The following is a 15,651-nucleotide window of genomic DNA, read 5'->3' on the forward strand; positions in this document are numbered from 1 at the left end:
CGGCGGGACACGTTAGTTATGAGGCTACTAGGGGAATGAGGAGGGTTAATATTAAAGAATATTTTGAAGTGAAAAGATTGATATTTGAAAGAACACTGCTTCACGAGAATGATCCTAGGAGGGCGAAGATCGTTGATTCATTTGGTAACAATGAACAAGAAATGATTGAGATTCTTAATTTATGCTCGGAGTTTGAAATTGATTGGTTGAGAGAGGTCTATGATGATCTTGCCTTCAAATTCCGAACTGAAAATTACCTCAAAACATTAGAAATGTTACAGAAAAAATTCCCAAAACTAGATATGGAATTTGATATTCAATTTGTAAAAAAGATTGTGTTGAGCTAACTGTGAACGATAGCAAAATAGCGGATACATTCGTTTTTTGTTCGATGAAAACACAAATTTTCACCTATGTAACTTTCCCTTAAAACATTGGTGGAACGCGGTATACTAATAGAACAATAAATAATCAAGCTGTACAGAATGGGATATTTATATTTATTAGTTGATAAGCAATTGGCCGTTAGACACAAACCGCCGACGACAAAAACATTGCGCGGGCGCCGTTCAAAAGCCATTATAGACATGTGTATAAAATACGGATTTTGTGAACAAGTCAATATTCCTCGAGCCTCGAGCCTCGCGCGTCGCTACTTTCTTTATTTCAAAACCCCCCGACCGTGAAACCGATGACTAACTAAATGGAATTTGTATGTATGATATTATGCTTCTTTTTGGTAAAGTTATTTACCAATAATTGTTCAAACCCGATTGGATTCATATCAGCTTATTTTTTTACATTTACAATACATTCAAGTTAATTCCCCGTTCATAAACATTGTCTATAATGAAACTATCTTATGCTCAAGGAGGTGTTCAAATCATGTATTACGATGAAGATCGCGAACCATATGACAATAATAAGGATGAAAACTAACCCGATATCCCTCAATCAGAAGAATTCTGATTACAACTAACCTCGGTTCCCCCTCTAACTTCCCTACCAGACTGCCAACTTTCATTACAACACAAAAAATCAGTTCTTAACCGCATACCACAATGCGAGTCAAGAACTGATTTCATTTATACAGGACCTCCTGAAGAAAGTTTCAAAAAATGTTTCGTGAAGATTTTCTTATTAATTCCACAACGAGTTTCCCGTTTGCTTTAAGCCGCTGCAGTCTCAATGCCGGAGGCATCATTGTAATTTTGGTAGTGACAGTACGATTTGGTGGATTTCACTATCGTCATGTAATAGGATGAAAGGACCTTCCTCGGTAGTGAACTCTTTCATATCAGCTGCCTTTCCATCAATCGATAACGTTGTATGTCCAACGGACTTTTGTAATGAATTTGTGACAGTAATGTGGTACTCAGATTTTCCAAAACGGTAGATTACCGCGAACTCCGGCCATTCTTTTGGTATACTTGGGCAGATGAACAACCGTGCTCCTCTACGGCGCAGACCGAGAATCCATTCAATGCCGGCTTGGTACATCCAACCTGACGCACCTGTATACCACGTCCATCCAGCACGACCTTTATGAGGCTCCTCTGTATACACGTCGGCAGACATGACATAAGGCTCACCCACATATTTTCGAACTTCAGATGACGTTTTCGTATGCATGATCGGGTTCAGCATGTGGAATAGTTCAAAAGCTTTGTCTCCATCACCAAGCCCACACCAAGCAATAATGCTCCAGATTACACCGTGTGTGTATTGACCTCCGTTCTCACGAATCCCCGGAGGATAACCCTGAATGTAACCTGGACTTGGATCCGTTTGATCAAACGGTGGGTATAGAATATGCGCTACCGACAAGCTTCGATCTACAAGTTCACGATCAAATGAACGCATAGCCTGCAAAGCTTTGTCTGCCTGCGACAAACCTGAAATGACGGACCATGATTGTGCGATTGCATCAATTCGACACTCCGCATTATGGATGGAACCAAGCCATTCGCCTGAATCGGTGAACGCTCGTCGGAACCATTGGCCGTCCCACCCTTTTTCGTTAAGTGAATCTGCCAGTTTGTCCTGTATCCGCCTGTAATTTTCTGCCCGCTCGTGCTCATTGCGTTGTTCACATAAATGAGCCATTCCATGTAAAACAAGACCCAAGAACCAGCCGAGCCACACGCTTTCGCCTCGTCCTTCAGCGCCAACACGACTCATCCCATCGTTCCAGTCTCCTATTCCCATAAGCGGCAGCCCATGCTCACCAAACCGTAAACCTCGGTCGAGTGCTCGTAAGCAGTGATCTAAGATCGTACCACTTTGCTCGGACAACACGGTCGGCTCATAGCGTTCATGTTCCTTTTCACTTAATGGTTCGCTTCGCAGATACGGAACGGTTTCGTTCAATATGCTCTCATCTTCGGTATGTTCCATGTACCTGACCACAGCATAGGGTAGCCACAACAAATCATCAGAAAAGCGAGTACGGATACCGCGGTGCGTTTCCTCATGCCACCAATGTTGAACATCGCCTTCTTCATACTGGTGGCTGGCATGCAGTAAAATTTGCGCTCTTGTGAGGTCAGGACGACTATGGAGCAACGCTAGTGAATCCTGCAGTTGATCCCGGAAGCCGTAAGCCCCACCAGCTTGATAAAATGCAGAACGTGCCCACATCCGGCATGAAAGTGTCTGGTATAGCAGCCAGTTATTCAACATGATATCCATCTCAGGACTAGGTGTAGAGACCTTAATCGTACTCATTTCATCGTCCCAAAACTTGATCACATCCTCGTATGCCTGATCGCAAACATGAGTTTGACGATACTTCTGTGTAAGCTCAGCCGCGGTGTCACGAGAATCCTCACAGCCTAGTAGGATGTAAACAATTTGTTCAGAATTAGGCTTAATTACGAATTTGGATTGAATTGCTCCACAGCCCTCATAGGATGGCCCTGTTGTGCCTGACAAATGAAGTCGGTTCATGACAGAAGGATGGTCTATACTGCCGTTCCGGCCAATAAACTCCAAGCGATCCGATGTCCATGTCATGTCCCTATTGGTGCTAACAGCCTCCTGATGGTTTCCCTTCTCCCACTCTGCCGATGCTTCCATTTGCGGATGAATCGCTAAAAACGCGGTTGCGTCGCGGAAATTCTCTTGATACGTATTTCGTGCCATTAGTACTTCATTCTCTGAATCCCATTCCGAGACGATGAAAGAAGCATTCCCTTCACGATGCACACCAAGTACCCATTCCGCATAATAAGTAACCGATATTTTCCGCTGTTCGGACGTTGTGTTGTGCAATCGTAATTTGATTACTTTAATGGGATCTTCAAGGGGAACGAAAACGGTCATGTCTTGTTGAAGACCATGACTCTCATGTTGATAGCGCGTATACCCTCGGCCATATACAACCTTATAGTTGGAAGTCACTTGCTCGCGAGCTGGAGTCAACGACCAATACTCCATGCTTTCTTCGTCCCGTAAATAACATACTTCACCTGGTTGATCGATGGAGGGATCGTTTGACCATGGCGTCAATTTACATTCGCGGCTGTTGCGCCACCATGTATACCCTGTGTACAGTTCCGATGTTATACATCCGAATTTCGGGTTAGCCATGACGTTTATCCATGGTGACGGCAGGTAATTACCGTTTTTAAGAACGATGTGGTACTCGCGTCCATCTGCCGTAAAACCTCCCCAACCGTTGAAGAAGAGGAGATCATTCGTTTCAACAGCCTTTGCAGGAGCAAAGCGGTTTGGTGGTGCAGTTATCGGAATTGTCTCATCCGAAGTGTAGCTCGGAATAGATGCTTTTAATTGCGCCTTTAGACTTGGACCGTCCGCTCGCAGCACAATACGGGATATTGCATACAACAATGACTTGTCGCCATCTGCTAATTGAGTGACGGGCAGCACGTGAACGCCCCCTTGCCCTGATCCTTGTCCGCTAATGATTTGTTCGACCATGCGCCGAAGAGCTTCCTGCAAATCCTGCTGATATCCTTCGACCGATTCATTCAGTATCACAAGATCGATGAACAGCCTGTTATGGCGCAAGTACTCATAGCCAATGATTAGCTTGTTAATAAATGAAAGATTGACTGCATCTGAAACCCGTACTATGACGATGGGCAAGTCACCTGATATCCCATTAGCCCACAATCCCTGCTGTCCCTTTTCGTTAACAGCAATACTACTCTCCCGCTCTGGGTGTAAGGGTGCCGCGTATAACGTACAACCCGCAAGCAATTGAAAAACAGCTAGATCAGCAATAGATATATGTAAATGCTGAACTTCAATTTGACTCCTCGTCCAAGCAAGCTGAAAAGATCGTTCGATTTGTTGTTTCTGAGACAACTGCTGCACAATATCTATTGCTTGTTCCTTCGACTCTGTTACGCCAGTTAGAGCTGTCAATTCAACTTGTTCACCAGCCTGTAGCGTTAATCGCCGACGCATGATAAATGCAGGATCCGCCACCGACCCAACCGTGCTGCCAAGTCGGGTTGTAATTCCCTTAGGTCTTGATAACGTATATCCCCTACCAATAAACCGTGTACGATCGGTTTCAAATTCTACCGGCCCAAGTGACCTGCCGCCAGCTGTTAATATGTGGTACGCCCATACGGATTTCTCTCCAGCATCTCGAGGACGTTTACGGGCGAGCAGGCATTCTGCCCCTGCTTCAAATTGTGTTTCAATAAATAGTTTAGTAAACGCTGGATGCGCTTTATCCGCATTATGAGGTGCTAATGCGATTTCGAGAAACGTCGTCACCTCAAGCGTCCGAGCTTCACTCCCCTTATTGACAATCGTTAAACGACGAACTTCTGAGTTCGACTCAGGCGATACACAGATTTCAAGAGTCGTGTGCACATCCCCATCTTCACATAAGAACGTAGAACGATCTTGTGCGAACTGCGTAAGTTGCTTATTTGACGGCAAGCGACATGGTTGAAAAGTCGGAGACCACACTTTATCCGATATGACATCCCGAATATACATATAACTTCCCCAGTTGTCCGTCACTGGGTCTTCCCGCCAGCGGGTTACATCCATGCCTTCAAACCGTATGAATCCGCTGCCGCTATTAGAAATCATCGTGGTAAGTGTCCCGTTCGAATGGATATTTACTTCCGGTACTGCCGTATTGGCAGAGTCATATTCCCGTAGAGGAGCTATATGAGCCGGTTTCGGTTTTTCGATTCGTGACTGACCGGATAATTCACGATTTATTATTGTATTCCGCGGTGGAATCCGCTCTTGTAACAAAAGTTCAGCAGCCTGCACACGTTTATCGCGATGAAAATGATCAACCATTTTACTCGGCAGCAATACATTGGCAAGCGTCAGTAAACTCATTCCTTGATGATGCGCCATAAAACTTCGAATGATCTTGTAAGTATCCCCTTCCGGCATACGTCCCGGGGTATAATCAATGGCCTCGTAAAAGCCATATTGTCCGCGCGCACCTAGGTTCTCCATTTGTTGCAAATCCTTCAAGCCTTCACGCAGGGCAAAAGGAAGTGCCATGACTGTCGCATACGGCGCCAGAACCAAATCTTGCTCAAGACCGCGTTTGAAACCTAGGCCTGGAACACCGAAAGCTCGGTATTGGTAATTCATTTGGTAATCAAACGCGTAATAACCGGATTCTGAGATACCGAAAGGGACACCCCGCTCGTGCGCATATTCAATTTGTCGGTTCACGACACCTCGATACGTACTCTCCCAGATCGTGTTCCGATAGGTGCGCATAATCAGCCCAGGCATCAAGTATTCAAACATTGTACCGGACCATGAAACCAGAGAAATCTGATTCCCTTGCCTTTTTACCGTTCGACCGAGCGCATTCCAATGGGATACAGATATTTGCCCTAGTGCAATCGCAACAAAGCTTGTCTGTCTAGCCTCGGAAGCTAAGAGATCATAGAGAATGTTATCCCGCTGGTTCGAAGACGCATGAAAACCCAGTACGAACAGTTTGGCCTTATAATCATAAAGCGGTCTGAAGTCGGTAGCCATGATCAATGTCTCTAGACGATCGATCAGCTTGTTGCCGAGCTCTAGCCAATCACTAGAGGCTATTTCGGGTGATGAGTTCTTATCTTGCTTCACTTCGTTAAAAACATAAGGATCTTCTTGTCCGATGTATGTCACTTCTTCAGGACTTGTCTGATCGAGCTCAGCGGAAAACTCAACTTGTAAGCCCGAATTGCCTGCAATAATTGACGGAAATGGATTTTTGCCACGTGTGAAATCAATCTTTAGCCAATGGGCTAATCCTTGCTTAACTGTCATCAAGCTTGCCACGAAATTCCCCGAATCCACTGTTGAGACATAGGCCGGCGGCAGTACATCAAGGGAAATGGTATCGTACCAGTTATATAGATGCCCGTTCCATTTGTCTAACTTTTCGACGGTGCCCACAGTCCGTTCTAAACGCTCCACAAGCTCGGGAGTATTAATAAATCCGAAGTCCCGAGCAGCTAAGGCAGCTGTCAACAAGAAGCCAATATTGGTTGGAGACGTGCGATGCGCAACGCCATTTGGAGGATCCATTTGCACATTATCCGGTGGTAGAAAGTGATCTTGAGGCCCCGCATAATCCTCATAAAATGCCCAAATTTGTTTAGCCAACACACGCATTTGGTCTTCTTCCACTGGGGTGAACTGCAGCTCGTTATGTGCAATGGGTTGATCCAGCCAGCGTACAGCGAAAGGAGCTCCAGCCCAAATTAAACAGAGCGTGAAACCTATCCATCTTAGTGAAGTCTCCTGCTGCAGCGCTACAACGATCACAAAGAGAATAATTAATCCATATCCGACACGTGCTCCTAGAAGCAACGCCTGTGGTTTCCCCTTCGCATTTCGTTCAATTTGAGAAGAACTTGTCCATTCAAGCATATGACGTTTGCTAATCAACAGTCTGTATAGGGACTTACAGATCGCATCTAGAAGAACCGCACATTGAAATGGTAAAGTTACGATATTCATTAGCACGTGTAAAACCGTAGACACTATCCTACGTGGATGCGAAATGACGGTCTTTATGTGAACAAGTTGCCGGATGATCGGTAATAGCATGGTTACGAGAATGAAAGAAAACCAACCTATCGAGGATCCAGGCAGAACAGTTAAACCAAGTGCCAATAGTATTAAATAAGCAATTGGAAGTAAGCTGCGGCGCAAATTATCGATCACTTGCCAACGTGTAATAGCGGACAGATCTACGGGTCTTAATGTTCCGCGACGGTCGCAAACATGAGAGAAAAGCCAACAGAGCAGCTGCCAATCTCCTCGGACCCACCTGTGCAAGCGCTGTTGATAGGCTAGGAACTTTGACGGGTGGTGATCGATCAGTTCAACATCCGACAGTAGAGCTGCCCGCAGAAAGCCTCCTTCAAGCAAATCGTGGCTAAGCACTGTATTTTCAGGAATACGTTCGCATAGAAGCTCTGCAAATATATCCACATCAAAAATACCTTTTCCTGTAAAAATCCCCTGCTCCATTGCATCCTGGTAAGGATCTGAAGCGGCAAAGGCATACGGGTCCAATCCTGGCTCCGAACAAATGTAGGCAAGCCTCGATTGCATAGCTGACTCATAACTAGTTCCAATCCGAGGCTGCAGGACTCCGTATCCTTCAATGACCCTCGTTCGCGCTTGATTTAAGCGTGGTCTGTTGTAAGGAAGATGCAGCGTGCCAATCATCCTCTGTGCGCTTCCCATCGGAAGCTGTGTATCCGAGTCCAAGGTTATTATGTAGCGAAATGACCGTAGATTTTCCGTATCACCTATCAGAGAGTCGAAACTCGTCACCTTACTCCCTTTCATCAACTCGACGAATTCCACTAATTTCCCGCGCTTTCGTTCCCATCCCATGAAAACTTCCTCAGCAGGATTCCACTTTCTGCGGCGCTGAAAATAATGAAAGGTGGTTCCTTCTGGGATCGCATACATCCGATTGAGTGTAGCCATTTTTTCTTTGGTAAAAGTAACAAGCGCTTCGTCTTTATGAAGTGTTTCCTCAGCAGCATCAGTAAAATCTCCCAAAAGAGCGTAATGTATGTTTGGATCGCGGTTAGCTAAATAATGAATTTCCAGACGATCAACAAGCTCTTCTACTTCTTCTGTAGTCGACCATATGGCAGGAATGACGACCATCGTGGTTGCAGTGGAAGGTACGCTGTTTGAAAAATCATAACGCAGCAAGGGCCGAGGGCGTATCATTCGTTCAATGCCAAAGTGGAGCCAAGTAATGACCCATTCGCTTACAGGAAGGGAAAGCATAAGTAAAACAACTACCCACCCTACCGGTGTAAATCCTCGAGTTCCGCCAATCCAAGTACCAAAGGCAATAAGTACAAGCATGAACAGTCCGATTAACAGAGATAAATAGGTACCAGTCGATCTTTTGGCAATACCTGTTCCACGTAATGGTCTAGTTTTGCTGCATAAACGCAAGGCATTCTCTAACTTCTTGATTCCCGCTCGTTCAAATAAAAAATAGGCCACAAACGTCGATCGTGGTAAGTCAGTTGCCTGCCCTTTTTTTTCACTCCACTGTTCATGCTCTTCCTTCGAAAGAGCTACTGCATGTGTGGCAATCAAATTTTCGGGTATGCGCATACGGTGTGCTAATTTTTCAACTTGATTCAGGATTTCATTCCTGCTATAAGAATCAAGAAGCGAATAGTCATTCGTACTATCTTGACGAAGCGTTTGATCTAACAAGCTAATGCGTTCAAATAAGCTATTCCAATCCATACGCTCATTTTTTCGCAAGCTGCTGATTAAATTACCTGCCCTAACCTGAAAGGAGGATTGAAGCTGATGCTCGTACGATACAATGCGGTCCAGATCAATAGAACTATTCTCTAATTTGCAAACTAACCATTCCCGTACTGTCCCTGAATCCTCTGCCCACTCCCGCAAGTGACTAATTAAATGAACGATCCATGGACCTGATAGCGGTAATTTTTGCTCTGCTTCTTCTAAGACTGCGTTAATCGTCTCTGGATTTAACTTGGTAGGTTCTATTTTTGAAAGTAACTGCTCGACTTGTACGCAAACCTCCCGACGTTCCCGTACAAGTGCCATCGTTTCAGATAGCCTTCCAATTAAAGACATCCTTAGTATGAGTGAAATGGAACAGACTTCAGCAAGTTTCAACGCCGATACTTCTTGATATGCGTTCATATAGGATACAAGGGTTTCCTCATCCATTGTACCGTCAACTTGTTCCAAATAATCCTCACAAAGACTCTGGATTCGAAACATACCCTTCTTTTGTAAAGAAGGTAAGTAATCAAAAGAGCGGTTGGTAAGATTAGCTTTTACTTCTATTGCTTGTTCCTCAATAAATTCAGCATTATCAAGAAGCCATTCTTCCGCTGGTAAGGCACAACTCGCAGGACTGTTTTGCAACGATATAACAAAATCCCTTAAACTCTCTATGTTTTTCTCAAATTGATTCCATATGTATTTGGGTTGGACTCGCACTAACGTTGGCGTATGCTGTAAGGCAAGTTCTCGCGCTCTTTGACAAATTTTATCTGTATGATTTACCATTGGCCCCTCCGGAGATCAGTTTATACAATTTCTTGTCTTACTGTCGTCCGGTATAACGAGAATTCCGGGACATTCAAATTATCCCCAGTTTTGTATAATATCATTAGTAAAATTTATCTATTGGTTATTAACGCACCCTATCGGTACGGATGATAACCAGTTGACTGCACTGTGAATATTATCGAATTCACGATAAAGCAATTCAGTTGCATCTTTCTTTTCAATAGATTGTCCTACGTTGATATTAGGAACTGTTTTCTCTGGAAAGACGATAGCTATAATTTCTATGCCAGCGTCTAATAATTTAGGAAACCATTCGTCAGACAACCATTGTGTCTCCTTGGCTATAAACAGACTATGGCTTTCATCGAAAAATGCTTTTTTCGCTTTTTTTAACGCTGCAAGTTCAACTAATTTATTAAGGGGGAGGCAAAAATCTTCCTCATGAGCCAAATAACTCCATCGAATGACGACAGATTCAATCACATCATCCCAAAAAATATGAGCTTTCTCAGAAAAGTAATAATGTAACATGATTAATCTCTCCTCTCACTTGCTTATCGAATAACCGTTACTATCGCGATAGTAGTATTAGCTTCTCAAAATCAATTTATTATTTTAACTAGTGGTGCTGAAGCGAAAATAAAGAGGCCGCAGTATATGCAAGCCTCATCCTTAATACCTAGGTTTATCAAACGTCCATCCATTAGGGACTATTTAGTTCATCTTCCCTGATTAGAATAGCGCCTCCTATAGCGATAAGCAAAGGACTTGATACAAGCGCTATACAAAGCAAAATAAAAGAAATCAATGCTGCCATTCGTCCATCTCCTCTCAAATAGGTTATGACACCAACCGTACTACTCATAAATATCTTAAAATTATTGAGGACGAATGTAACCAACCAATTACTCAGTTATTACTGCCATCCACTATCGATACTTCTACAATTGACACTCACTTCATGTCCAACGATAAAGATGGAAAAATCGGTTACTTTTCATAGATTAGTGGTATTATAAATAGTAAATTTAACTGGTTCGATAGAATATTCAAGGGGATTTGAAGATGTGGAAACCTGATCGCAAAAGTCATATAGCTCTTTACGAGCAAATTGCCGACCATCTCGAGCAAAGAATCTCGTGTGGAGAGTTCCCTCCGGGCAGTTTGCTACCATCTGAACGGAAACTTGCTGAACAATTTGATGTGAATCGTAGCACTGTCATTTCAGCATTCGCGGAACTTCGATCCATGGGTATTATTGAAAGCCGCACAGGCAGCGGGACTCGAGTAAGTACCTCCAAATGGGGAGCTACTCCGAAGAATACTCCAAACTGGAGTCGGTTTGCCGAAGGAAGTAACTTTCTTCCTAACCCAGCATTTTTGAGAAGGATCCGTGAAGCACTAGCTCAAAATCCATCACTGATCGATTTTGCAAGCGGTGAATTATCGGCTGATTTAGCTCCAACTGATGAAATCACTGCGTTAATGCGTGAAAATGCCTATACATCTTATTTGGGTTACGATAACCCCCAAGGTTCGATGCCATTAAGAGAGGCTTTAGTAGAATATCTGAATACATATAGAGGTATCCGAACAACGGCATCCTCAATTCTCATCACTTCGGGATCTCAGCAATCATTATTTTTAATCGCACAGTGTATTCTGTCTCCGGGCGATGCAGTTGCAATTGAAGATCCATCCTATTGCTATTCGCTTCCTATGTTTCAATCGGCTGGGCTGCGTTTGTTCCGCTTACCGGTCGACAATCATGGCGTACAGCCTGAAGATATTCGCGCATTATATAAAAAACACCGTATAAAGATGGTGTTCTTGAATCCAAATTACCAGAATCCAACTGGAACATTACTAAGTAATGAAAGACGCAAACAACTTCTTGATATCGTTTCTGAATTAGGAATCCCCGTTGTAGAAGATGATCCATTTAGCTTAACATCGTATGAAGGCGTCCCTCCTCAGCCTCTCAAATCAATGGATACTACGGGTTCGGTTCTATATATTGGCTCATTCTCCAAGATTGCAGCTTCTGGTTTACGAATCGGATGGATGGTAGCACCTCACGCCATTGTGGAACGGCTAGCCGATGCTAGACAACAGATGGATTTCGGATTGAGCATTATTCCACAGCAGGTCGTCGGACAATTTTTTCAGTCATCCTATTTAGGTCCACATTTAGAGCGATTACGTATAGGGCTACAATTTAAGCGGGATTTACTCATTCAATCGATAGAAAAAGAGCTTTCAGGTCTAATCGAATACGTGATTCCAAAAGGCGGATTGCATCTATGGTGCAAATTGATACCGAATATTTCAGAAAGTAAATTGTTAGAAGAATCCATTAAAAAAGGGATTGTCTTTGTACCCGGAAGTGTTTATGGTTCCGATTTGGGTTATGTGCGGTTTACATTCGCCAGAACGAAGCCGGAGGAGATTGTACTTGGAATATCAAGATTTGCTCTTGTATTACGTCAGTTGATTGAATGAAGAACAAATGTGTTTTATTTTGAATGTTCCCTATATAGAGCCATCTTGTAGGATATTCGCGCCTAAAACCAAATTGTCATATTTATTTGCTTCATCGTAATTATTAACCCCTACTCTCAATCTCTTTACTTGATCAACTAGCATCACTTAAAAAAGACAACGAATTCGACTTATGCGAAGACGTTGTCTCTTAATTATTAAAAAGAGTACCAAATAAATGCGATTAGGGCTAATATTCCTGCAGCAATTGAAATCACATAAAAAGCAGTAAGTCTGACCCATTTCACACCCGTTTTTTGAAAATATGTTTGATCCCCTTCACGATTTTTACGCGAAAAACCAATAATGAGAGTAGTAACTAAACCGAATAATAAAATAATGGAAAATATTACATAATACAGTGATGAATTCATATGAAACCACCTTTCTTTTTCTTTACCCAATCTCAATCGAATTATAAATGAAATGCTTCTTCAACTCATCAACCAGTTGCGTTCAATTTATACCATCCAATTTCGCAAAGCGGATTATGTTTTACTAGAGACGGATCCTAACGCCAACGATTATTTGAAAAACCTGAAAGCAAGCCCTCTTTGGAAGAACACAAAGTTTGACGCAAGGCGGAGCTATGGCATATGAGACATTAATCATGGAAGAATCTTTGCTACCAGCGTTTGGTACACAAGAACGTGATCTTCAATTTAGAGAATATATGAAAAGTTTGCAAAGTCATACGGATCTACTTTTTCAAGCCATAGCTTCTCAAACAGGTGCTAACGTCAAAGTGATGTGGGCACTGGTCTCACACAATGTGCGGCAACTCTATTCTCGGCTTGTTGAGGATCAAAAGCACTGGCGAACGAAGAACCGTTTGGAAATTATCCAAAGAGATCAAATGCTCTTGTTTGAACCAGGAAACGATAATCGATTTGCAGTTAAGCTTCACATATTCAAGCATCCGGAATGGCACGGCTCACACTTCTATTTACGGCCATACTGTTGCTTAGCTTATCAAATTGATTCTGGAGGTGGGACAGAAGATTACTGCACGACCTGTCCTAAACTCAATCCAGAAGAAAGACTGCAGCTGCTAAAAGAAAACAAAAAGCATTAAAGTGTGGTGCCTCCACTTGTTTTGCGATGTGTCCATTCTCTTGCTTGCGTCGGATACGTGCCCTCTACCCCATGTCCAAGCGTTAAATTGCCGGTATTAGATGCTCCCCTTCAATTAACACGTCGTAGTTGGGAAAATGAAACACTCGAACATCTCTGGTATGAGTTCTTGCGCTAGAGGCCGCAACCGATCCGCTTCTGAGGCCGGGATCCATCGATATGGCCAGCGTAGTCGCGTACCTACGCTCGACCATCCGCCAATAGCTGAAAGTAGCTTGTCGCATGCTGCATTACAATAGCCTTGCTCCGTGATATAGGGAGTAATATACTGTGTCATAAATTGTACAATACGTTGTTCTTGTTCGATTGCTCCAGGCAGATCCGTTCTCATCCGCTCGTACCAGCGTTGAGCGCCAATCGGGCTTAGGCAGGCTACATTGGAATAAGCCCCATGCGCTCCACGCGCATAGCCAGATGCTAAGAAATGCCCTGGTACGAAGATTGAAATTCCTTTGGCATGCGTATTCATCGCATTGTACCAACGATCATCACCACCGGCGACTTTAATCCCGACGACTTCGGGTATTTCCGTATGAATGCGCGCATACAGCTCCGGTGGAATGATTCGCTTCGCATGTGGAGGATTATAGACCACAATTCCGATTGGATTCGCCGCCTCAGCGAACCTTTTCAAACACGCTAGAATCTCATCGTCCTTAAGAGGGAACCAATCGGCCAGAATGATCTGAATCGCACTCGGCTTCCATTCCACCGCGCGCTTGATTCTTGCAAGTGACAACTGAGGGCTCATATGGCTCGCACCGACTTGGAATGGCAACTCCGCCTTCTGACAAGCCTCAGCCAGCATCTCGTTCACGCGAACAAACTCCTCTTCGGATTGTGTATGGAACTCCCCAGCAGTCCCATTGGAATAAATCCCACTGACGCCTGAGGCGATTAGGTAATCAATTTCTTCCTGTAACCTTACATAATCAATAGAATCGTCCTCATTAATTGGCAACAGTAGTGTTGCGTAATTGCCGATAATTTCGTCTGCGTTCATTGGTTTCATTCGTCTATTCCTCTTCTTGGGACAATTCGTTCCCTCTTATAATGTGCATCTATACCTCGATCATAAGGGAAACTGTGAACAGAACGATGCCAATTTTCAAGGGAATACTCTCAATTTTTAAGTATCAGCCGAATTAGGGCTTCCCAGTTCTATTGTTGATGTTTGCTATCACGTATAATGGAACATATAGAATTAAAAGGAGCGTGCTTCATGCTGCCGCAATACTTATTTGAATATCCAAATATGCATAGCGATTTTCCTTTTTATATAAAAGAGAAACAACACACAGATGTCCCTATGCATCGGCACGATTTCATTGAATTACTATTCGTATTAGAAGGTGAAGGTACGGAGTGGATTAACGGTCATGCGCATACGATGAAGTCGGGCACTGTCGTATTACTTCTGCCCTATCAATTCCATAGCATCCAGGCGGATCCTAAGAATCCATTGAAAATGATTATCTGTAACTTCGACATGACCTTAATTTTTGCATGTCGGGAGGCCGAACTCGGTTTATTTCAACTTGTTTTTAACGATGAAGGTTTATCGCCTTACGTTCAATCCGAAGGGACCGATCTTGAACTTATTAAGGCTTCATTTCAGAATATGTTAACTGAGTATAACGACAATAAAATGTGGAAGCAGCTTCTCATTCAGGCGAATATTTTGGAAGCGCTAACGCGGTTCGACCGATTGCGCCGAAAATCTACCCATGTTGAGAAACCGGTTTCAAAAATAAAGAAAACAGACCGTTGGGAAATTATTCGTTATGTGTATGATCATTATTTGCAGCCCCTTTCCCTTGTCTCGCTTGGTCACGAGTTCAAGCTGAATCCTGTGCAAGTTAGTGAGATGATTAAAGAAAGACTGGGCATTGGATTCGCCCAATTTATTCAAGAATTGCGTGTGCGACATGCCTGCTCCCTGCTGAAAACCACGGAATTGCCCGTATTTGATGTTGCCATCGAATCAGGTTTCGGCTCATTCCAAACGTTTTTCCGCATATTCAAAAAGATGAAAGGCACCACACCAGGCAGTTATCGGAGTCTTCGCTAGATGCGATATTTGTTATCGATGCTTCAGAGTCACTACAAAAAAAGCCTTCATAGCCCTTATTGGGCCGAAGGCTTTTCGCGATTTATAAGACCATCATGAAGTAATTTTTCTTTAATTTGTTTGATAGTCAACCCTTCTTCTTCTTTCATTAGACGAATTTGCTCAAGCCGTTGTAAGGCTAATACACGCGGGTATCTTCTTGTCAGTCTAGTATCCTCTTGCTGAAATGAGATCATATCCTCTTCGGTGTAATATTTGATGGTACTGTATCGAACGCCAGAAAGTTCAACCAATTCGCTAATACTTACATATTCTGATGATAATATTGTTTCTAAACTTCGTTTTCTCCCCAT

General features: G+C 43.3%; 9 protein-coding genes. 4 read left to right on the forward strand and 5 right to left on the reverse strand.

Annotation, left to right across the window (positions count from 1 at the left end; all coding sequences use genetic code 11):
* Nucleotides 1-35: 35 nt before the first annotated feature.
* Nucleotides 36-347 (forward strand): hypothetical protein, encoded by a 312-nt coding sequence (locus AC58QT_RS04710; RefSeq protein ID WP_497407908.1) that lies wholly within the window; start codon nucleotides 36-38, stop codon nucleotides 345-347.
* 853 nt (nucleotides 348-1,200) lie between these two features.
* On the opposite strand, the gene AC58QT_RS04715 is transcribed toward AC58QT_RS04710, so the two are convergent.
* Nucleotides 1,201-9,549: a glycoside hydrolase family 94 protein gene (locus AC58QT_RS04715; protein ID WP_497407909.1), complete on the reverse strand. Its 8,349-nt coding sequence runs from the start codon at nucleotides 9,547-9,549 to the stop codon at nucleotides 1,201-1,203.
* A gap of 117 nt (nucleotides 9,550-9,666) precedes the next feature.
* Nucleotides 9,667-10,083: a hypothetical protein gene (locus AC58QT_RS04720; RefSeq protein WP_497407910.1), complete on the reverse strand. Its 417-nt coding sequence runs from the start codon at nucleotides 10,081-10,083 to the stop codon at nucleotides 9,667-9,669.
* 534 nt (nucleotides 10,084-10,617) lie between these two features.
* Here AC58QT_RS04720 and pdxR point away from each other — a divergent pair.
* Nucleotides 10,618-12,054: a MocR-like pyridoxine biosynthesis transcription factor PdxR gene (pdxR, locus tag AC58QT_RS04725; protein ID WP_497407911.1), complete on the forward strand. Its 1,437-nt coding sequence runs from the start codon at nucleotides 10,618-10,620 to the stop codon at nucleotides 12,052-12,054.
* 197 nt (nucleotides 12,055-12,251) lie between these two features.
* Here pdxR and AC58QT_RS04730 read toward each other — a convergent pair whose 3' ends face one another.
* Complete coding sequence (locus AC58QT_RS04730; protein ID WP_497407912.1) at nucleotides 12,252-12,467, reverse strand: hypothetical protein; 216 nt, start codon at nucleotides 12,465-12,467, stop codon at nucleotides 12,252-12,254.
* Between the two features lie 236 nt (nucleotides 12,468-12,703).
* Here AC58QT_RS04730 and AC58QT_RS04735 point away from each other — a divergent pair, with 236 nt between their 5' ends.
* A complete protein-coding gene (locus tag AC58QT_RS04735; protein WP_497407913.1) occupies nucleotides 12,704-13,168 on the forward strand; it encodes a hypothetical protein in 465 nt (154 codons plus the stop codon).
* Between the two features lie 114 nt (nucleotides 13,169-13,282).
* Here the strand turns inward: AC58QT_RS04735 and AC58QT_RS04740 are convergent, their stop codons facing one another.
* On the reverse strand, nucleotides 13,283-14,239 hold the full coding sequence (locus AC58QT_RS04740; protein WP_497407914.1) for a dihydrodipicolinate synthase family protein: 957 nt from the start codon (nucleotides 14,237-14,239) through the stop codon (nucleotides 13,283-13,285).
* A gap of 210 nt (nucleotides 14,240-14,449) precedes the next feature.
* On the opposite strand from AC58QT_RS04740, the gene AC58QT_RS04745 reads away from it, so the two are divergent.
* Nucleotides 14,450-15,298 (forward strand): AraC family transcriptional regulator, encoded by an 849-nt coding sequence (locus AC58QT_RS04745; RefSeq protein WP_497407915.1) that lies wholly within the window; start codon nucleotides 14,450-14,452, stop codon nucleotides 15,296-15,298.
* Between the two features lie 56 nt (nucleotides 15,299-15,354).
* Here the strand turns inward: AC58QT_RS04745 and AC58QT_RS04750 are convergent, their stop codons facing one another.
* Nucleotides 15,355-15,651, reverse strand: a complete 297-nt coding sequence (locus tag AC58QT_RS04750) for a MerR family transcriptional regulator (RefSeq protein ID WP_497407916.1) — start codon at nucleotides 15,649-15,651, stop codon at nucleotides 15,355-15,357.

It is taken from the genome of Paenibacillus sp. J31R109, assembly GCF_059692055.1.

What these genes read in the sequence shown, in the direction of transcription:
- AC58QT_RS04710 (WP_497407908.1), top strand. Translation starts at nt 36, where the DNA reads ATGAGGAGGGTTAATATTAAAGAATATTTTGAAGTGAAAAGATTGATA.
- AC58QT_RS04715 (WP_497407909.1), bottom strand. Translation starts at nt 9,549, where the DNA reads ATGGTAAATCATACAGATAAAATTTGTCAAAGAGCGCGAGAACTTGCC.
- AC58QT_RS04720 (WP_497407910.1), bottom strand. Translation starts at nt 10,083, where the DNA reads ATGTTACATTATTACTTTTCTGAGAAAGCTCATATTTTTTGGGATGAT.
- pdxR (WP_497407911.1), top strand. Translation starts at nt 10,618, where the DNA reads ATGTGGAAACCTGATCGCAAAAGTCATATAGCTCTTTACGAGCAAATT.
- AC58QT_RS04730 (WP_497407912.1), bottom strand. Translation starts at nt 12,467, where the DNA reads ATGAATTCATCACTGTATTATGTAATATTTTCCATTATTTTATTATTC.
- AC58QT_RS04735 (WP_497407913.1), top strand. Translation starts at nt 12,704, where the DNA reads ATGGAAGAATCTTTGCTACCAGCGTTTGGTACACAAGAACGTGATCTT.
- AC58QT_RS04740 (WP_497407914.1), bottom strand. Translation starts at nt 14,239, where the DNA reads ATGAAACCAATGAACGCAGACGAAATTATCGGCAATTACGCAACACTA.
- AC58QT_RS04745 (WP_497407915.1), top strand. Translation starts at nt 14,450, where the DNA reads ATGCTGCCGCAATACTTATTTGAATATCCAAATATGCATAGCGATTTT.
- AC58QT_RS04750 (WP_497407916.1), bottom strand. Translation starts at nt 15,651, where the DNA reads ATGGGGAGAAAACGAAGTTTAGAAACAATATTATCATCAGAATATGTA.